We start from the raw sequence: 17,385 nt of genomic DNA, 5'->3' as shown, positions 1-17,385 counted from the left end.
CGGCACCCGACCCCGACAGAGACAATGGACCCCGTGCGCTATCGCATCCTCGGCACCACCCAGGCCCTGTACGCCGACGGCACTCCTGTCCCGGTCGGCGGCGCCCGGCTGCGCGCCCTGCTGACCGTGCTCGCGCTGCGGCCCGGGCGTACGGTGCCCGTGGCCGCGCTGGTCGAGGAGGTGTGGGCGGCCGGTGACCCACCCGCCGACGCGAGCGGCGCGTTGCAGGCGCTGGTCGGGCGGTTGCGCAGGGCGCTCGGTCCGGACGCGGTGGAGTCGGTGAACGGCGGCTACCGCCTGGCGGCCCGCCCCGACGACGTAGACCTGCACCGTTTCGAACGCCTGGCGTCGGAGGGCGCCCTCGCCCTGGCCGACGGCGACGCCGCCCACGCCGCGGTCGTCCTCGACGACGCCCTCGCCCTGTGGCAGGACCCGCCCCTCGCCGACCTCCCCGACCGCACCGCCGAAGCAGCCCGCTGGGAAACCCGCCGCCTGGACGTCCACCGCACCCGCCTCACCGCCGCCCTGGCCCTCGGCCAAGCCGAGACCGCCCTCCCCGAACTGACCGCCCTCTGCGACACCCACCCCTTGGACGAGCCCCTCCACTCCCTCCGCCTACAAGCCCTACACGCCACAGGCCGCACCGCAGAGGCCCTGGCCGCATACGCCCGAATACGCCAAGTCCTGGCAGACACCCTGGGCACAGACCCGGGCCCGGACCTACGAGCCCTCCACGCCGAGCTCCTGACACCCGGGCCAGGGGCAGCGCCCCGTAAGGGGCGCGGGGAACCGCGCGATCAACCCCCACAAACCCGCACCCGCCACACAACCCCGCCCCCCGAGCCAATGGGCGGCGGGGTCAAAGGGGCGGCAGCCCCTGGATGGGGGTCCCCCCGCTCGAGCGGAGCCGAGAGTGGGGGAGGGACGGGCAGGGGCGGCGGGGGCGAAAAACCCCGCCCAGGAAACCTCCGCGCCCGCCTGACCTCCTTCGTAGGCCGAGACACCGACATCCACACCATCCGACACGACCTCACCACCACCCGCCTGGTAACCCTCCTGGGCCCAGGCGGCGCCGGGAAAACCCGCCTTTCCCAGGAGGCCGGGGAAACCGTCGCCCACTCCATGCCGGACGGCATCTGGCTGGCAGAACTCGCCCCGGTGGACGACCCGGCCACCGTCCCCGAGGCCGTCCTCACAGCCCTGGGCGCCCGCGAGACAGTCCTCCGCGGCGCCGGCGCCGAGGAGATGCGCGTCGTCGCCGACCGCCACGACGACCCCCTCGCCCGCCTCACCGAACACTGCGCCAGACGCCGCATGCTGATCGTCCTGGACAACTGTGAACACGTAGTGGAAGCCGCCGCCCACCTGGTCGAGCACCTGCTTCAACACTGCCCGGCCCTGACCGTACTCGCCACCAGCCGCGAACCCCTCGGCGTACCGGGCGAGTTGGTACGCCCGGTGGAACCCCTGACGGAACCCCACGCGCTACGCCTGCTCGCCGACCGGGGCGCCGCCGCCCACCCCGGATTCACCGTCGCCGACGACCCAGAGGCCGCCGCCGAGATCTGCCGCCGCCTCGACGGCCTCCCGCTCGCGATCGAACTGGCGGCGGCCCGCCTGCGCATGCTGACGACCCGACAGATCGCCGACCGCCTCGACGACCGCTTCCGGCTCCTCACCTCCGGCAGCCGGACCGTCCTCCCCAGGCAGCAGACACTGCGTGCCGTCGTCGACTGGTCCTGGGAGCTGCTCGACGAGGACGAACGGGACGTCCTGCGGCGGCTGTCGGTCTTCGCCGGCGGCTGCGACCTCCCCGCCGCCGAGGCCGTCTGCGGCCCCGCCGCACTGGACGCGCTCGGCTCGCTCGTCGACAAGTCCCTCGTCGTCGCGGCCCCTTCCCCGGTCTCCTCCCCGATCTCCTCCCCTGTCTCCTCCCCTGTCTCCTCCCCTGTCTCTTCGCCTGTCTCTTCGCCGGTCTCTTCGGCGAGCGCGGGCGGCGGCGGGATGCGCTACCGGCTCCTGGAGACCGTCGCCGAGTACGCCGGCGAACGCCTCGCCGAGGCCGGCACCCGCCCCGCCGCCGAACGCGCGCACCTCACGTACTACCGCGAACTCGTCCGCACCACCGACCCGTTGCTGCGCGGCGCGGGACAGCGCGCGGCGATCGACCTCCTGGAGCTGGAGTACGAGAACATCCGCACCGCGCTGCGGCACGCCGTCGCCGGGCGGGACGAGCAGGAGGCGCTCTGCCTGACGCTGTCGCTGGCCTGGTACTGGCAGATGCGCGACCTGAAAACCGAGGCCCGGTACTGGTCCGCCCAGGTCAAGGAGCTCGGCCCGGACCCCTTCACGGCACCCGCGCGCCCGGTCCCGGACCTGCCTGAGCGCATCGTCGACAGCCCGCCGCCGATGCGCCCCGACGTCCTTCAGGAGGCCCGGCGGGCGGTGCATCTGCTCCATATGGCCTGCATGGACATGGAGTTGACGGCCTGGGAAACCCCCGAGGCCAAGGAGAAGATCCGGGTCATCGCCGAGACCTACCGCCCCGGCCAGCCCCAGACCTGCCGCTTCCCGGGTTTCATGTGGTTCTACGCCGTACTGCTGTCCGGCGACATGGAGCGTATGCGGGAGATCCTCGACGAGAACATCACCACGTCCCGTGAACTCGGCCTCACCTGGGAGCTGGCGCAGGCCCTGCAGCTGCGGGCCAACATCCTCGCCAACCGCGGCGACTGGGCGGGCGACGCCACCCGCGACGCCGACGAGGCCCTGGAGCTCTTCGACCGGCTCGGCGACGCCTGGGGCTCTGCCGAGGCGCTCTCGGCACGCGGCGAGGCCCTGGAACGCCAGGGCGACTTCACGCTCGCCGCGGCCACCTACCAGCGGGCCATCGAGTACGCCGAACGGCTCGGCGCCTTCGCCCAGTTGGGTCTCCTCAGCGTCCGCCTGGCCGCCGTGCTCATCGAGGGCGGCGAAGGCGAGCGGGGCGAGAAGATGCTGGTCGACGTGTTGGCGGACGGTCCCCACGCCACCCACGACGCCCTGCCCGCGGCCCGGCTCTTCCTGGCGGTCCGGCTCGGCCGCACCGGGCGCGCGGACGAGGCCCGCGAGCAGATCAGGCTGCTGCGCGAGGACTTCGAGGCGCACACCTTCGTCGTCTTCGCCGGGTACGTCCTCGGCGTCGAGGGTTGGCTGGAGACGGTCTCCGGGAACCACGACGAGGCCCTGGCGTTCATGCGCCGGGCGATGGAGCGGAGCCTGGACCCGCTGACCCTCCTGATCACGCCCCACATGCCCTCCATCCACCTCGTCACCGTCGCCCTCGCCCTGTCGCGCGCCGACGGCGGCTGCCGCGCCCTCGACGCGGCCCGCCTCCTCGGCGCCGCCGACGCGCTGCGCCCGCCCGGCCACTCCCCGAGTCCGCTGGAGGTCGAGAGCCGCGCCGACGCCGAGGCCGCCACCCGGGCAGCCCTGCCGGACGACGAGACGTACGACAGGGCGTACGCCGAGGGCGGCGCCCTCACGGTGGAGGAGGCCGCCGCCCTGATCTGACCGCCGTGTGGCCGTTTGTCGAATACTCGAATATCAGCTCTTCGTGTATCAGCTCTTCGTGCGGAACTTGTGGATCGCGATCGGCGCCATCACCGCCGTCAGGACCACCGACCAGCCGAGCGTGACGAACAGGTCGTGGGCGATCGGTCCGCCGGTCATCAGCCCGCGTGCGGCGTCCGCGAGGGACGACAGCGGGTTGTAGTCGGTGAAGGTCTGCAGCCAGCCCGGCATGGACTGGGTCGGCGCGAAGATCGACGAGCCGAACTGCAGCGGGAACAGCACCAGGAAGCCCATGGCCTGCACGGACTGCGCGTTCTTCATCGTCACGCCCAGCACCAGGAAGATCCACATCAGGGACGAGCCGAAGACGACGGCCAGGCCCACCGCACCGAACAGCCCCGGCCAGCTGGTGATGTCGAAGCCGATGAGGACACCGACGGTCAGCAGGATGGTCGTGGCGACCAGCATGCGCAGCAGCTCGACGGAGATCTTCGCGAGCAGCACCGAGGACCGGCCGATCGGCAGGGACCGGAAGCGGTCCATGACGCCCTTCTGGAAGTCCTCGTTGAAGCCCGTGCCGACGCCCATGGCGATGTTCATGCCCATCATCGCCATCAGCCCCGGCACCACGTACTGCACGTACTGCTCCTGGCCGCCGCCCAGCGCCTGCCCGATGGAGCCGCCGAAGACGTACACGAAGAGCAGCGTGAACACGATCGGCATCAGGACCGCGTCGAACATCGACTCGGGGTCCTGCCGGATCCACAGCAGATTGCGCCGGACGAGCGCACCGGTGTGCCGGGCGTGGGCCCGCAGCCCGATCCGTCCGTCGTCGCTCTTGAGGGGGACGGTGGCGGCGCTCATACGGCGACCTCCTCGTACGCGGGAGCCGGGGCGGCATCCTGGGCCGCACCGGTCTTGTGACCGGTGAGCGACAGGAACACCTCGTCCAGGCTGGGCAGTTCGGTGCTGATCGAGCCGATCGTGATACCGCGTGCGGTGATCGCGCCGACGACCGCGGTGAGCTGCTCGTCACTGAGGATCGGGACGAGCAGGGTGCCGGTCTCGGAGTCCACGGTGGTCGTGGCGAGCCCGGTGATGCCCAGATCGTCCAACTCCATGGCAAGCGGCCGAAGTTGAAGTGCGTCGGCAGGCCGTACCCGGAGCGTGCGACCACCGACCTGCGCCTTCAGCTCCTCGATACCGCCCTTCGCGGTGACCTTGCCCCGGTCGATCACGGTCAGCTCGGAGGCCAGCTGCTCGGCCTCCTCCATGTACTGGGTGGTCAGCAGCACGGTCACCCCGTCACCGACCATGCGCTTGACCTCGGTCCACACCTCGTTGCGGGTGTGCGGGTCCAGGCCGGTCGTCGGCTCGTCCAGATACAGCACGGCCGGGCTTCCGATCATGGACGCGGCGAGGTCGAGCCGCCGCCGCATACCGCCGGAGTACGTGGCGGCCGGGCGCCCAGCCGCCTCGGTCAGCGAGAACCGCTCCAGCAGACCGCTCGCCCGGCTCTTCGCCTCCTTGCGGGGCAGATCGAGGAGCCGCCCGATCATGTACAGATTCTCGAACCCGGACAACTTCTCGTCCACCGAGGCGTACTGCCCCGTGAGCCCGATCACCCGGCGCAGCTGTCGCGGCTGCCGTACGACGTCATAGCCGGCCACGGTCGCGTGCCCGGAGTCGGGCGTGATGAGGGTGGACAGACACCGCACAAGCGTCGTCTTCCCCGCCCCGTTCGGCCCGAGCACCCCCATCACGGTGCCCTCACGCACATCCAGATCGACACCGTCCAGCGCCCTGGTCTCCCCATAGTGCTTGACCAGCCCCCGCACGGTGACAGCGCCCTTCGCGCCGCTGGTTTCCTTGTCGATTCGCGTCATGCGGACGACGGTGTCAGGCTCCGCCGACAGACCACCGACAGACCACCGACAGCTCGCCTACACGGCCGACAGGGCGCCGACAACGGGCGGCAGTGTGTCAATCGGCGGTGAGGGCCGTGACGGAGCGGCTGCTCTTGAACGAGTACCTGTACTTCACGTTGTCGTTCACGTCGGTCGCGATGGCCGCCCACCGGTCGAGGGTGGCCAACCTGTAGCTGGCCTGGCAGTAGTTGAGGGAGTTGTTGCTGTGGTAGAAGCACACCTTGACTTCGCGAGTGGAGTCACTGGGGCTGTTGGTGATCTTCAGGTTGATGTCCTGGCAGGCCGATGAGGTCGTGAACATCTGGCTCACCGTCTGGTCGATGAGCTTCGTGAACTCCACCGCCCCGCCGTAGCAGGTCGCCGCACTCGCCGGACTGCCGGTGGCCAGGCCGAGGCCCAGGCCCGACACGAGCAGTGCGGCGGCGGAGGCGCCGGCTTTGGCGCGGGTGGCGATGGATCGCTTCATGGATTGGTTCCCCCTGGGTATGTCGGTGTCGATGTGACCGTGCGCACACGTCCCCTGCCGCGGGCAGCGGGTACGGGGCGCGGCTCAAGCCTGGCAGGGACCGAGACATGAGGGAGCCTGCAACTCTTGAGGTTGACTCCTGTGCTCTCCCGGCCCCGAGGCGCGCGACCAGCAAAAAGCAGCCCGCCGACGGGGGAAGATCGGCGGGCTGCTGTGGTGGTGCCGCAGTGGCTCAGTGGGCCTCGGGCCTAGTGGCCCTCGGGCTCTAGTGGACGGAGTGCTCCTCCAAGGGGAACGTACCGCCGATGACGTCTTCGGCGAAGGCCTTGGCCGCGCCGGTCATGACCTCGCGGAGGTTGGCGTACTGCTTCACGAACTTCGGTACGCGGCCGCCGGTCAGGCCGAGCATGTCGGTCCAGACCAGGACCTGCGCGTCCGTCTCGGGGCCCGCGCCGATCCCGACCGTCGGGATGTGCAGCACCCGCGTGACCTCGGCCGCCAGCTCCGCCGGAACCAGCTCCAGGACCACCGCGAACGCGCCCGCGTCCTGGACGGCCTTCGCGTCGCGCAGCAGCTGGGCCGCCGCCTCATCGCCCCGGCCCTGCACGCGGTAGCCCATCGCGTTGACGGACTGCGGGGTGAGGCCGATGTGGGCCATGACCGGGATGCCGGACTCGACGAGGAGCCGGATCTGTTCGTGCGACCGCTCGCCGCCCTCCAGCTTGACCGCGCCGACCCCGGCCTCCTTGACCAGCCGGGTCGCCGAGCGCAGCGCCTGCACCGGGCCCTCCTGGTAGGAGCCGAAGGGCAGGTCGCCGACGATCAGGGCGCGGCTGGTGCCCCGTACGACGGCTGCCGACAGCATGGTCATCTCGTCGAGGGTGACGGGCACGGTCGTGTCGTACCCGAGGTGGCAGTTGCCCGCCGAGTCGCCGACGAGCATGACCGGGATGCCGGCCTCGTCGAAAACGGACGCGGTCATCGAGTCGTACGCGGTGAGCATGGGCCACTTCTCGCCGCGCTCCTTGGCGAGGGCGATGTCGCGGACGGTGATACGGCGCGTGCCCTTGCCCCCGTACAGCGCCTTGCTGCCGTCGGAGGGCTTCGTCTGGGCAGCCGAAAGCTGCGTCATGGCTACAGCTCCTTCATGTCATCTCGAGGCACCCTTACGGCGTCCCCGGACCAGCTCCATGGTGGCACCTCGTGCCAGAGAGGGCCAGGGGAGGGGGGCGGTGTGACCGTTCAGGCACCGAGACATGAGAGACGCACCGGCACGTAAGACTCGGGTAAAGGATTTACGATACGAGACGGTGCCGTATCGAAATGCGATCACGCTCAACCGTATGACTACCGCAGTCCCTGACTCCCAGATACCCAGCGGCGCATTGGCGCCGCTGGGTGATTCTCGGTGTGCTGATGCTGAGCGTCTCTGATCGGCTTGGGTTTCCTGGGTCGTCCTGGGTGATCCGGAGCGACGTCGGGTGGTCGGCTCGCGGTGGTGCTCGGCGGGGGTTGGAGTCCCGTCGGGTGTGAGCCGGTGTCCGGCTGCGGGGCGCGGCCGGTGCCGATCGTGTTCGGTTCCTGCTGCCGTCAACGCCGCTGGATACGGCGGGTCTGGCGCGGTGGAGGCCGCCCTGCCGGACGCTTTCCGTTCCGGTGTGGACCCGGACGGGGCAGGGATCCCGCGCCGCTTCCCGGGCGCGGGGTGTTGTGTTGCGGGAGCGGTGTTTCCGGTCCCTGAAAGCGCCGCCGGTATGTTGATCCGGCGACCTGTGAACCAGCTTGACGTCGCGCGCCCCGCGCGCCTCCCCGATCCCGGACGCACCACTCGAATCGGCCACGCCCTGCACATTCGTGCGATCGCCTGGTGTGCGGAGAACCCAGGCATACCGACCCGAATCCCGGGCGGATCGATTCCGTCGGTGTGCTGCTGTCCGTCGTCGGGCTCGTGCTGCTCGTCTACGGCATCATCAAGGGCGGTCAGCTCGCCGACTTCACCGATGTCACGGTCCTCGGCACCATCGCGGCCGGGATCGCGGTCCTTGCCGCCTTCGTCGTGTTCGAGAAGCGCAGCGACCATCCGTCCATCGACATCACGTTCTTCAAGAACAAGGTCTTCTCGGCCGCGATCGGCGTCATCGGCCTGGTCTTCTTCGCACTGATGGGCGTGACGTTCTTCTCCGTCTTCTACACCCAGACCGTACGCGGCTACTCCCCGCTCCAGACCGGCCTGTTGATGCTGCCACTGGCCACCGCCCAGCTCCTCTTCGCGCCGCGCGCCCGGCTGCTCGTCGACCGCTTCGGCAACAGCGCGGTGTGTACGGCGGGCATGGGGCTGATCGCCGCGACGCTGGCCGCGTTCACCGTGCTGGACGCGGACACGCCGATCTGGATCCTCGAAGTGATCTTCTTCGTCATGGGCACGGGCATGGCCCACGTCATGACACCGCTGAGCGTCGTCATCATGCAGGCCCTGCCCCGGGAGAAGGCGGGCTCCGCGTCCGCGCTCAGCAACACCTTCCGCCAGGTCGGCGGCGCCCTCGGTATCGCCGTACTGGGCTCCGTACTGTCGGCCGCCTACCGCGGCGGCATCGAGGGCGAGCTGCCCGCCGACGCCCCGCACACCGCCGCCGAGTCCATCGAGGCCACCCTCGGCTTCGCCGCCCGCCTCGGGCAGCGGGGCGAGGCCCTGGTCGGCCCGGCCCACGACGCCTTCCTGCACGCCATGCACGTCACCGCGCTGTGCGGGGCGGGCATCGCCGCCGTCGGGGCGGTGGTCATGGCGGTGTTCCTGCCGGGGAGGACGAATACCGGCCAACGGGATGAGAAGGAGGCGGAGTTGGTGGCCGCCGACCGCTGATCCTCGGCCACCGGCACCGGGGACAGACCGTTGATCCTCGGCCACCGCGACCGTACCGGGCGCCCTTCATCACCGTATGCGAGATCGCCGTACGCGAGGGAGAATCGCCCCGCACGACGACAGAGAGTGGAGTGGACCGTGAACCTCGTCGAGAGCCGGGCCGGAGATGCCGGGGACGATCGGGTCGGGAGCCCGGTACGCGGGCGGCCCCGGAGCGAGGCCGTGGAGCGTTCCATCATCGAGGGCGTGATGAAGCTCCTCGAAGAGGGAGTACCGCTCTCGGAGTTGTCCATCGAGCGGGTCGCCCGCACCGCCGGCGTCGGCAAGGCCACCATCTACCGCCGCTGGAGCGGCAAGGAGGAACTCTTCCTCGACGTGGTGCGCGCCGCCGAGCCCCCGGACCCGGTGCTGCCCGGCACCTCGATGCGCGACGACCTCGTGGTCCTGCTCGAAGCGACACGCCAACGCGGGCTCCTCAACCGGTCGTCGGCGATCCTGCACAACGTCTTCGCGCAGATGAAGAGCAGCCCGAAGATCTGGAACGCGTATCACGCCACTGTCGTCGCCCCGCGCCGCCGGGCCGGGATCGAGGTGCTGCGCCGCGGACAGCGCGACGGCGAACTCCGTGCTGACGTGGACGTCGACCTCATGGGCGACCTGATCTTCGGCCCCATGCTCGTCCGCACGAGCCTGCGCCCGGACGCGGATCTCCCCGAGGATCTCGCGGAGCGGATCGTCGACACGGTGCTCGAAGGGCTTCGTCCGCCTGCGAGGTGAGTCACAGTCTGCGAGCTGAGTCACAGTCAATGTGCGCGTTTCGTTACAAGCGCGCCGCCCTGCGCGCTGGTTCGGAACTCCGAACTGCGACTTGTTCGTCCTCGTGCTTGTACGGCCGCCGCGGGGCGGCAGGATCGACGGCGATCATCCCCTAGGGTCTTGAGAAACGCGGGGGGACGATTGTGCACGGCAAGTTGTGAGGCGACGGTATGGCGCAGGCGTACATGACGGAGACGGGCGGCGGCGGCACGGAGCCGGGCCGCGAAGGATCCCGGCTTCGGCGCCTGTTCAGTCGGTTGTTCGATGGCTGGAGAGGGGACCGGCGGATCTGGCGGCGCGGGATCGTCGTCGCGGTCCTCGCGCTCCTCATCGCCCTGGTGATGGTGCTGCACGCCCAGGTCCCCAACGCGATCGGCAATCTCGGCAGTCTGACCGAGACGTTCCTGCCCTGGCTGGGCGCGGCGATCCCGCTGCTGCTGGTCCTCGCGCTGGTCCGCAAGTCCGCGACCGCGCTGATCGCGATCCTCGTCCCGACGATCGTCTGGCTGAACCTGTTCGGCGGACTCGTCACCAGCAAGACCGGCGGCGGCGGCGACCTCACCGTCGTCACCCACAACGTCAACGCGGACAACGCCGACCCCTTCGGCACGGCCCGTGACGTCGCCGCCTCCGGCGCGGACATCGTGGCCCTGGAGGAGCTGACCGAGGCCGCGGTGCCGGTGTACGAGGAGGCCCTGGCGGCGACGTACAAGTACCACAAGGTCGTCGGCACCGTCGGGATGTGGAGCAAGTACCCGATGGGCGGCACCAAGGCCGTCGACATCAAGCTGGGCTGGGAGCGCGCCATGCGCTCGACGGTGACGACGCCGGAGGGACCGGTCGCCGTGTACGTCGCCCATCTGCCCTCGGTGCGGGTGAAGCTGGAGGCCGGGTTCACCGCCCGCCAGCGCGACAGGAGCGCCAACGCCCTCGGTGAGGCCATCGCCGACGAACCCCTCCCGCAGGTCGCCCTCCTCGGCGACCTCAACGGCACGATGAACGACCGCGCCCTCAACGCCGTCACCGCCCAGATGCGCTCCACCCAGGGCGCCGCCGGCGACGGCTTCGGCTTCAGCTGGCCGGCGTCGTTCCCGATGGCCCGTATCGACCAGATCATGGTCAGGGGCATGGAGCCGATGGCCTCGTGGACGTTGCCGCAGACGGGCAGCGATCACCTGCCGGTGGCGGCACGGGTGACGATCGACACGTCGGAGAGCTGACGGGGCTGGTCGGGGCTGAGCTCGCCCGGTATCAGCCTCTCCACGCCCCCGGCACACCCTGAAAAGTCATAGGGACCACCCGAGTGGCAAGCCCCGTAGCTTGGCCATGACCGCACGACTGAACACATCCACGGGGGAGCCCACTCGGGCGAGTGGGTCGCGACAGTCCTTGCGCCAGGACTGTGGCCTGCGCGCGGCACCCCCATCAACGACCCAGGGGAGATCGGGACATGAGGACGACGACGAAGCGGCTGACGGCGGTCGCGGGTGGTCTGGTCATGGCGGCGGGCACGCTCACGCTCGGCACCGCGTCGACCGCCGCGGCCGCGACCTGCTACGGAGGCGCGGTCAACAAGACCTTCAACATGGGACAGGACGAGGCCGCGCACACCTTCGGTCGGTACACCACCACGTCACGGTGCAGCGACATCAACCTGAGGTTCACCGACTGGGGCAATGCCAACCCGTTGCTCGTGCGTGTGTGCTTCCACCCGTCCTCCGGCGGCACGACATGCAACTCCTGGAAGGAGTTCACGTCGAAGCACGTGGACGACTGGCGAGTGATCGCCGAGGACGTCAAGGACGGCACCAAGTACAGCATCCAGATGGACTTCGGCAGCAACACGTTCAAGGCCGATCTCGCCCACTGACCACGGCCTGACGGGGGAGGAGACCCGGCTGCCCGCGGTGCAGGTGACCGCGGGCAGCGGGCGTCGTCAGTTGACGATGGACACGACTTCGCAGGCGGCCTCCGCGAGCTGCCGTTCGCCCTCGACACGGGCCCGGCCCAGGCCGGTGGCGGGATCGATGCCGCGTGTGCACAGGCGCCAGGCGGTTTCCGCGTCCAGGTGTACCGAGGCGGCCGGTCCCGCGCCGCCCGGTTCGGATGCCGTCGGCCCGGCGCCGGGCGGTTCGGACAGGGTCCAGCGGTCCGCCGTGGCGGTGGCGGTCCAGCTGCCGCCGCCCGGCCCTTCGACGATCACCTCGACTTGGGTCCCGGCAGGTGCCGTCGTGTTCCGCAAGGTGTGCGGCAGGGCCCGCATGAAGGTGTCCAGGACGGTCGACAGGGCGTGCGGTTCCGGGTCGGTGGCGTGGCCGATGGCGTGGCGGATCTGTTGGCGGTGGGTCCAGTACTCGGTGTACTCCCGGGCGATGTCCAGCCAGGCCGGTGCGGGATCCACTCCTGCCCACGACACCCCCAGGGCAGGGGCGTCCAGGTCGGCCGTGGCGAAGCGGTCGACGAGTTCGGCCCCGGCCGTCGCCAGGGCGTCGATGAGTGGGGCGGGGCTGTCGTCGGCGCGGAGGTCGACCCATTCCTGGTTCGTGCGGTGGATGAACTCCTCCAGAGACTCGCCCGGCGTGAAAATCCGCTCGTATCCGCTCGGGCCGCGACCGAGGCGGCTGTAGAAGTCGCCGAGGATGTGGGCGGCGACGTCATGCACCGTCCAGCGGGGTAACGCCGGCCTGCTCCAGTCGGCGGGCCGCAGTTGCCGCAGGGTGTCGAGCAGTGCCTCCAGCTCGGGGCCGAACAGGGCGCGTGCGTCGATGGGGGTGCCCAGCCAGGAGGTGCTGGACATGCCGTTGGAGACGTTGGACTCGGGACTCATGGCGAAAGCCTGTCAGAGATGAGTTTCCCGATCCGGCGGAGTCTGTCCTTGTGACGGGGCCCTTGTGACGGGGCCTTGTGACAGGAAGGGGCACCCCATGCCGAACACCCCCCAAGCCCACCTCGACCCCCGCTACAGCGACCCCACCGCCACCGCACCCCCCTGGCCGGATACCGAGGAGCTGCTGGCCGGGGCCGAGCTGTTCTGGATCTCGACGGTACGACCCGACGGCCGCCCCCACGTCACGCCCCTGCCCGCGGTGTGGTCGGACGGCGCGCTGCACTTCTGCACCGGCCCGGAGGAACGGAAGGCGAAGAACCTGGCGGGGAACCCGCAGGTCGTGCTGACCACCGGCACGAACACTTGGGACAAGGGCTACGACCTGGTGGTGGAGGGCGAGGCCGTACGCGTGGCCGACGACGACAGGCTGCGCGAACTGGCCGCCGCGTGGGAAGCGAAGTACGGCAGTTTCTGGCACTTCGAGGTACGGGAGGGGTATTTCCACCACGGTCCGGGCCGCGCTCTCGTCTTCGCGGTGGCGCCCCGCACGGTTTTCGGCTTCGGTAAGGGAGAGCCGTTCAGCCAGACCCGCTGGCGGTTCGGCTGACATCCGACGCCGACGAAGGAGTCACGCCCATGGACTTCACTCTCGAAGTGATCCCCCTGCCCGTGAGCGACATCGACCGCGCCCGCGACTTCTACCGGGACAAGGTCGGCTTCCACGTCGACATCGACCAGGAGGTCATGCCCGGCATGCGGATCGTCCAGCTGACACCCCCGGGTTCGGGCTGCTCGATCGCCCTCGGCGACTCCATCTGGGAGATGGCCCAGGGCGCGAAACCAGCCCCCGGCTCCTACCAGGGCCTGCAACTCTGCGTCGCCGACATCAAGGCCGCCCGCGCCGAACTCGTCGAACGTGGCCTCGACGTCTCCGAGCCCGTCCAGTACGCCCCCGACGACGGCGCCACCTTCATGTACTTCAAGGACCCGGACGGCAACGGCTGGGCGATCCAGGAGTACCGCCGCCGCGCCACCGAACCGCTCCGCCAGGTACTGGCCGACCTGGCGGCCCGGGAGCAGTGAGGCGGGCCGCACGTCAGACGGTCCCGGTCGCGGCGTACTGGCAGCCTTCGAGGCGCCGGTACCACCAGGGGTCTCGAAGGGCGTCGGCGAGCGGGTCCGGCAGAGTGCGTGCGAGGTAGCCGACGTCCAGGGGCGCCACCAGGCGTCGCAGCTCGGCACGGGCCCGCGGGGGCAGGTCCCGCAGCACCGTGTCGAGCATGGCGCGGGCGTGTCTGACGTCCCGGAGAGAACAGCCCCGGCACGTGCAGTCGTCCAGGAACGGATAGCGGGGCCGGCGCCCCGGCGGCCGGAGGAAGGCCCGGTACCGCCGCAGCGCGCTGTCGGTGACGCCGGGGAAGACGTAGTAGTCGGTCGAGAGCGCCTCGTACCGGTGGACGGCGAGGCTGGTACGGGCCGAGAGCCCATGGACCCGGTCCGGAGCGGGGCTGTCCCAGTGCCGTGGACGGTGGTGTTGATGCTGCGGTGCGGTGCGCAGCGCGCCGGGCCGATTACGCGGCATCGGCCTTTCGCCGGGGTGCGTTCATGGAGATCATCATGCCGGTCCCGACCGGGTACGCGAAAGGCCCGACCGGTATGCGATCGGCCCCACCGGCACGCGAAAGGGGAGCCCGGACGCAGGGCTCTCCTGCGGCTGGCGGGCCGTGAGCGCACCCCACCTCGTCGCCCTCGGCAGAGCCGGAGCGGGAGCCGCTTGCGAACGCGGCGCGCTGGTTGAGCGCAGTGAAATGATCGCCGTATGAATCAGCCCAGTGCCGGCGCCGCGACCCCGACTTCTCCGTCTGGAAGGGTGATCGTCCTCACCGGTCCACCCGGCGCGGGCAAGAGCACCGTGGCCCGTTTGCTGGCCGACCGGCTGTCGCCCAGCGTCCACCTGCACTGCGACGACTTCTGGCACTTCATCAAGCAAGGTGCGATCGCTCCGTACCTGCCGCAGGCCCACCGGCAGAACGAGACCGTCATCGGCATCCTCGCCAACACGGCGTTCGGCTACGCCGCAGGTGGCTACCAGGTCATCTGCGACGGCATCGTCGGCCCCTGGTTCATCGACGCGTTCCGAACCATGGGTGAGACACGAGGCATCGAACTGCACTACATCGTCCTACGCCCCGATCAGGACACGACGCTGCACCGGGCGGCCGGCCGCAGCGACGACGCCTTGGGCGACCCTGAACCGATCCGTGCACTGCACCAGCAGTTCACCGACATCGAGGCATTCGAAGCCCACGTTCTCGACACGACGCGACTCACTCCGGAAGACACCGCCCGCTCCATCCTGAACGGCCTCGACGAATGTGCCTTCCTGCTCGAACCGAGGTCTCCCCTCCAACGTCGTTGATTCCCCTTGGCATGGGGCTCAGGACGGTCGCTGTCGAGCGCTGCAGGACGACTTGGACGACCTGTTGGGGTCGTGAGTCGTAGGCTTCCCCGGGTGATCGAGACCATCGTCCTCGATGTCGGCGAAACCATCACCCGCGTCCGAGCTGCGCGGGCTCGGCATCAAGGTCATCGACGCCGGGAATCAGACGCGCAGGGCGGGCGAGTTGTTGCGGGGCCTGAACCTGCCCGCCGATCTGATCGCGACGTCCGGCGAATGGGGTGTGGCCAAGCCCGCTCCGGCGTTCTTCGAGCGCGTACTTGAGGTGTCTCGGGCCGCGCCACACGGGACTCTCTACGTCGGCGACCACCCGGCGACGACCTGTACCCAGCCAAAGCCGCCGGTCTCCGTACGGCACATCCGCCGGTGTCCTTGGGGGGCATTTGTGGGCGGACGACCCTGCCGTCGTAGCGGCGGCGGACTGGCGGATCGACTCGTTGGCAGAGCTCACGACGATCGTCACGGGCTGAGGAGCGGGTCAACGCGTCCTACCGGGCGGGGCGTTGCCCACTACCGCGGTGTCGCCCCGCCGAAGTTGACGCAGCGGCAGCTCGCCGATGCCCTCCGTGTCGACCCCGTCAGGCTGCTGAGTGAGTGGTGTGCATCGTGAAGTTGCTGGTCACGGGCGTGGTGTGAGGCGTGGGAGAGATACTCACGCTGGTCGTCGGCCGGTGTCCACGGTGAAGATCGTCTGACCTGTCGGCCGGAGCCGTTCTCGGGTTCTGCTGCGCTCGCCGTTCTGCCGCTCCTACGATCCGTGACCGGTCCGGTACACCGGGAGAGTGCGGGGAGGACGCGGGGATGCAGGAGCTGGAGCGGATCACTGCTCGCCGGAGTGAACTGGACGCGCTCGCCGAGGAGTTGGCAAAGCAGCTGCAGGAAATCCAGGCCGAGCGGGAGGAGTTGGTGATCGTCGAGCATGTCCTGACCAGCCGTAGCCTGTCCCTGACAGTGGTAGGAACGCGATACGTAGCAAAAGCAGTGATCTAGTTAGCCTGCGCAAGACTTGACAGTCTTGCTGCCACGCAGGTCGCCGATCACGACAGCAGATGCCAGGCGCCGGTCGCCTCTTTCCCCACATCCGGCACTGCGCGACGGGTGTGAGCGCCCTGTTGACACGGTCGGAAACGAACAGAACAAACAGAGACTTGACATTCAAGGTCCGGCGTCGAACGCGGTTCGAACTTGGTCGAACCGTGCCCAGGCGCCGGGTCTCGTGCTTCCCCAGCAGAGAGGTCTTTCCTGCATGTCCAGCTTCCTCAGCAGACGACGTATCCTCGCCACGAGCGCGGGTGCCGCCCTCGGTCTCGGCGCCGCCGCGGCTCCGGCCACAGCCTCTCCATCCGCGCCCCGGTACTCCTCCGGCCCCGAGGAGACCAGGACGCTCGACGAGCTGCACCAGGCCGCCCTCGCCGAGGGCGGCAAGCTCGTGCTCTACGCCGGCGGTGACACGCCGAACCAGCTGGACGCCGTCAAGGCGGGCTTCACGCGGCGTTTTCCGGGCATGGACATGACACTGATCGTGGACTACAGCAAGTACCACGGCACCCGTGTCGACAACCAGCTCGCGACCGGCAGCCTCGTCCCCGATCTCGTCCAGCTGCAGACTTTGCACGACTTCGCGCGCTGGAAGGAGCAAGGCCGTCTGCTGCCCTACAAGCCCGCCGGGTTCTCCAAGCTGCACCACCGCTTCCGGGACCCGCAGGGCGCCTGGGTGGCGGGCGCGGTGATCGGCTTCAGCTTTATGTACGATCCGGCGGCGGTCGGTTCGGACGCGCCGCGCACTCCGCTCGACCTGCTCGACCCGAAGTGGAAGGGGAAGATCGCCTCGTCGTACCCGCATGACGACGACGCGGTCCTGTTTCTCTACAAGCTGTACGCCGAGCGGTACGGCTGGGACTGGGTGGCCCGGCTCGCCGCACAGGACGTGCGGTTCGGGCGGGGCACCGATTTCCCCGAGGACACGGTGAGCGGCGGCCAGGCGGCGATCGGTGTCGGCGGGTCGGGGTCCCTGGCGGCGTCGGCGTCGCAGCCCGTGCAGTGGGCGGTGGCCGACGGGCATCCGTTCGTGGCGTGGGGGCAGCGCCTCGCGGTCCTGAGACAGGCCAAGAACCCGACCGCGGCCAAGCTCTACCTCAACTGGCTGCTGTCCGCCCCACGGCAGCAAGCAGCCCGCTTCGGCTGGTCGGTACGGACCGACGTCACTCCCGCGGGCGGGCTGAAGCCGATCTGGGAGTACCCGAACGCCCACCTCGACGGCTTCCCCCGCTTCATGGCCGACCGTGCCGAAGTAGAGCGCTGGAAGCAGACGTTCGCCCTGTACTTCGGCGAGGTCAAGGGCGACCCCACACCGGGCTGGCTCGGGCTGCACCCCGGAGCGTGACCATGGGCGGGGCCGCAGGTCCCACCGGTGGGCTACGCCGCCAGGGCTGCGTCGTTCTCGCGGGGTGTCCGGTTTGATCACCTGATGTCCAAGGT

At 69.7% G+C, this 17,385-nt stretch carries 15 protein-coding genes and 2 pseudogenes; 11 read left to right on the top strand and 6 right to left on the bottom strand.

From position 1 onward, the window contains the following. Window positions 1-24 precede the first annotated feature (24 nt). Window positions 25-3,552 (top strand): AfsR/SARP family transcriptional regulator, encoded by a 3,528-nt coding sequence (locus F3T56_RS19035; protein WP_149826379.1) that lies wholly within the window; start codon window positions 25-27, stop codon window positions 3,550-3,552. Window positions 3,553-3,600: 48 nt separating this feature from the next. On the opposite strand, the gene F3T56_RS19030 is transcribed toward F3T56_RS19035, so the two are convergent. The 4 genes from F3T56_RS19030 to panB form a co-directional block, all read right to left on the bottom strand. Continuing rightward, entirely contained in the window at window positions 3,601-4,416 is an 816-nt protein-coding gene (locus F3T56_RS19030; protein WP_149826378.1) for an ABC transporter permease, read from the bottom strand. Beyond that, window positions 4,413-5,438 carry an ATP-binding cassette domain-containing protein gene (locus tag F3T56_RS19025; RefSeq protein WP_149826377.1) on the bottom strand — a complete coding sequence of 342 codons (1,026 nt, stop codon included), beginning with the start codon at window positions 5,436-5,438 and terminating at the stop codon, window positions 4,413-4,415. The genes F3T56_RS19030 and F3T56_RS19025 overlap by 4 nt, the downstream gene beginning before the upstream one ends. Before the next feature lie 97 nt (window positions 5,439-5,535). Beyond that, entirely contained in the window at window positions 5,536-5,946 is a 411-nt protein-coding gene (locus tag F3T56_RS19020; protein WP_149826376.1) for a hypothetical protein, read from the bottom strand. A 265-nt stretch (window positions 5,947-6,211) separates the two neighbouring features. Beyond that, window positions 6,212-7,078 (bottom strand): 3-methyl-2-oxobutanoate hydroxymethyltransferase, encoded by an 867-nt coding sequence (gene panB, locus F3T56_RS19015; RefSeq protein ID WP_149826375.1) that lies wholly within the window; start codon window positions 7,076-7,078, stop codon window positions 6,212-6,214. Window positions 7,079-7,825: 747 nt separating this feature from the next. Here panB and F3T56_RS19010 point away from each other — a divergent pair. From F3T56_RS19010 to F3T56_RS18995, 4 genes and pseudogenes are all read left to right on the top strand, one after another. Then, a pseudogene (locus F3T56_RS19010) lies at window positions 7,826-8,806 on the top strand (MFS transporter); the annotation flags it as partial. Between the two features lie 138 nt (window positions 8,807-8,944). Then, a complete protein-coding gene (locus F3T56_RS19005; RefSeq protein WP_246203695.1) occupies window positions 8,945-9,583 on the top strand; it encodes a TetR/AcrR family transcriptional regulator in 639 nt (212 codons plus the stop codon). Between the two features lie 209 nt (window positions 9,584-9,792). Further along, window positions 9,793-10,842, top strand: a complete 1,050-nt coding sequence (locus tag F3T56_RS19000) for an endonuclease/exonuclease/phosphatase family protein (protein WP_149826374.1) — start codon at window positions 9,793-9,795, stop codon at window positions 10,840-10,842. 230 nt (window positions 10,843-11,072) lie between these two features. Continuing rightward, window positions 11,073-11,492, top strand: coding sequence for a hypothetical protein (locus F3T56_RS18995; protein WP_149826373.1), 420 nt, complete (start codon window positions 11,073-11,075; stop codon window positions 11,490-11,492). 66 nt (window positions 11,493-11,558) lie between these two features. On the opposite strand, the gene F3T56_RS18990 is transcribed toward F3T56_RS18995, so the two are convergent. Then, on the bottom strand, window positions 11,559-12,449 hold the full coding sequence (locus tag F3T56_RS18990; RefSeq protein WP_246203694.1) for a maleylpyruvate isomerase family mycothiol-dependent enzyme: 891 nt from the start codon (window positions 12,447-12,449) through the stop codon (window positions 11,559-11,561). 97 nt (window positions 12,450-12,546) lie between these two features. On the opposite strand from F3T56_RS18990, the gene F3T56_RS18985 reads away from it, so the two are divergent. Both F3T56_RS18985 and F3T56_RS18980 read left to right on the top strand, forming a co-directional pair. Then, window positions 12,547-13,056, top strand: coding sequence for a pyridoxamine 5'-phosphate oxidase family protein (locus F3T56_RS18985; RefSeq protein WP_149826372.1), 510 nt, complete (start codon window positions 12,547-12,549; stop codon window positions 13,054-13,056). A gap of 29 nt (window positions 13,057-13,085) precedes the next feature. Next, the gene (locus tag F3T56_RS18980; protein ID WP_149826371.1) at window positions 13,086-13,532 is read left to right on the top strand and encodes a VOC family protein; all 447 of its coding nucleotides are present in this window, start codon (window positions 13,086-13,088) and stop codon (window positions 13,530-13,532) included. A 13-nt stretch (window positions 13,533-13,545) separates the two neighbouring features. Here the strand turns inward: F3T56_RS18980 and F3T56_RS18975 are convergent, their stop codons facing one another. Further along, window positions 13,546-14,031, bottom strand: a complete 486-nt coding sequence (locus F3T56_RS18975; protein WP_149826370.1) for a hypothetical protein — start codon at window positions 14,029-14,031, stop codon at window positions 13,546-13,548. Window positions 14,032-14,268: 237 nt separating this feature from the next. Between F3T56_RS18975 and F3T56_RS18965 the strand changes: the two genes are divergently transcribed. From F3T56_RS18965 to F3T56_RS18950, 4 genes and pseudogenes are all read left to right on the top strand, one after another. Beyond that, window positions 14,269-14,868 carry an AAA family ATPase gene (locus F3T56_RS18965; RefSeq protein WP_149826368.1) on the top strand — a complete coding sequence of 200 codons (600 nt, stop codon included), beginning with the start codon at window positions 14,269-14,271 and terminating at the stop codon, window positions 14,866-14,868. Between the two features lie 139 nt (window positions 14,869-15,007). Further along, window positions 15,008-15,377 (top strand): annotated as a pseudogene (locus F3T56_RS50100) (HAD family hydrolase); the annotation flags it as partial. Between the two features lie 331 nt (window positions 15,378-15,708). Further along, window positions 15,709-15,897 carry a hypothetical protein gene (locus F3T56_RS18955; protein WP_149826367.1) on the top strand — a complete coding sequence of 63 codons (189 nt, stop codon included), beginning with the start codon at window positions 15,709-15,711 and terminating at the stop codon, window positions 15,895-15,897. A gap of 256 nt (window positions 15,898-16,153) precedes the next feature. Beyond that, window positions 16,154-17,290, top strand: a complete 1,137-nt coding sequence (locus F3T56_RS18950; protein WP_149826366.1) for an ABC transporter substrate-binding protein — start codon at window positions 16,154-16,156, stop codon at window positions 17,288-17,290. Window positions 17,291-17,385: the final 95 nt, after the last annotated feature.

It is taken from the genome of Streptomyces tailanensis, assembly GCF_008386495.1.
Lineage (GTDB): Bacteria > Actinomycetota > Actinomycetes > Streptomycetales > Streptomycetaceae > Streptomyces > Streptomyces tailanensis.
Note: the sequence above shows the minus strand (reverse complement) of the source record. Positions and strands in the feature narration are given on the sequence as shown.

Bases quoted from the DNA above. Each gene is read 5' to 3' on its own strand.
- F3T56_RS19035 (WP_149826379.1), top strand. From the start codon at position 25: ATGGACCCCGTGCGCTATCGCATCCTCGGCACCACCCAGGCCCTGTAC.
- F3T56_RS19030 (WP_149826378.1), bottom strand. From the start codon at position 4,416: ATGAGCGCCGCCACCGTCCCCCTCAAGAGCGACGACGGACGGATCGGG.
- F3T56_RS19025 (WP_149826377.1), bottom strand. From the start codon at position 5,438: ATGACGCGAATCGACAAGGAAACCAGCGGCGCGAAGGGCGCTGTCACC.
- F3T56_RS19020 (WP_149826376.1), bottom strand. From the start codon at position 5,946: ATGAAGCGATCCATCGCCACCCGCGCCAAAGCCGGCGCCTCCGCCGCC.
- panB (WP_149826375.1), bottom strand. From the start codon at position 7,078: ATGACGCAGCTTTCGGCTGCCCAGACGAAGCCCTCCGACGGCAGCAAG.
- F3T56_RS19000 (WP_149826374.1), top strand. From the start codon at position 9,793: ATGGCGCAGGCGTACATGACGGAGACGGGCGGCGGCGGCACGGAGCCG.
- F3T56_RS18995 (WP_149826373.1), top strand. From the start codon at position 11,073: ATGAGGACGACGACGAAGCGGCTGACGGCGGTCGCGGGTGGTCTGGTC.
- F3T56_RS18990 (WP_246203694.1), bottom strand. From the start codon at position 12,449: ATGAGTCCCGAGTCCAACGTCTCCAACGGCATGTCCAGCACCTCCTGG.
- F3T56_RS18985 (WP_149826372.1), top strand. From the start codon at position 12,547: ATGCCGAACACCCCCCAAGCCCACCTCGACCCCCGCTACAGCGACCCC.
- F3T56_RS18980 (WP_149826371.1), top strand. From the start codon at position 13,086: ATGGACTTCACTCTCGAAGTGATCCCCCTGCCCGTGAGCGACATCGAC.
- F3T56_RS18975 (WP_149826370.1), bottom strand. From the start codon at position 14,031: ATGCCGCGTAATCGGCCCGGCGCGCTGCGCACCGCACCGCAGCATCAA.
- F3T56_RS18965 (WP_149826368.1), top strand. From the start codon at position 14,269: ATGAATCAGCCCAGTGCCGGCGCCGCGACCCCGACTTCTCCGTCTGGA.
- F3T56_RS18955 (WP_149826367.1), top strand. From the start codon at position 15,709: ATGCAGGAGCTGGAGCGGATCACTGCTCGCCGGAGTGAACTGGACGCG.
- F3T56_RS18950 (WP_149826366.1), top strand. From the start codon at position 16,154: ATGTCCAGCTTCCTCAGCAGACGACGTATCCTCGCCACGAGCGCGGGT.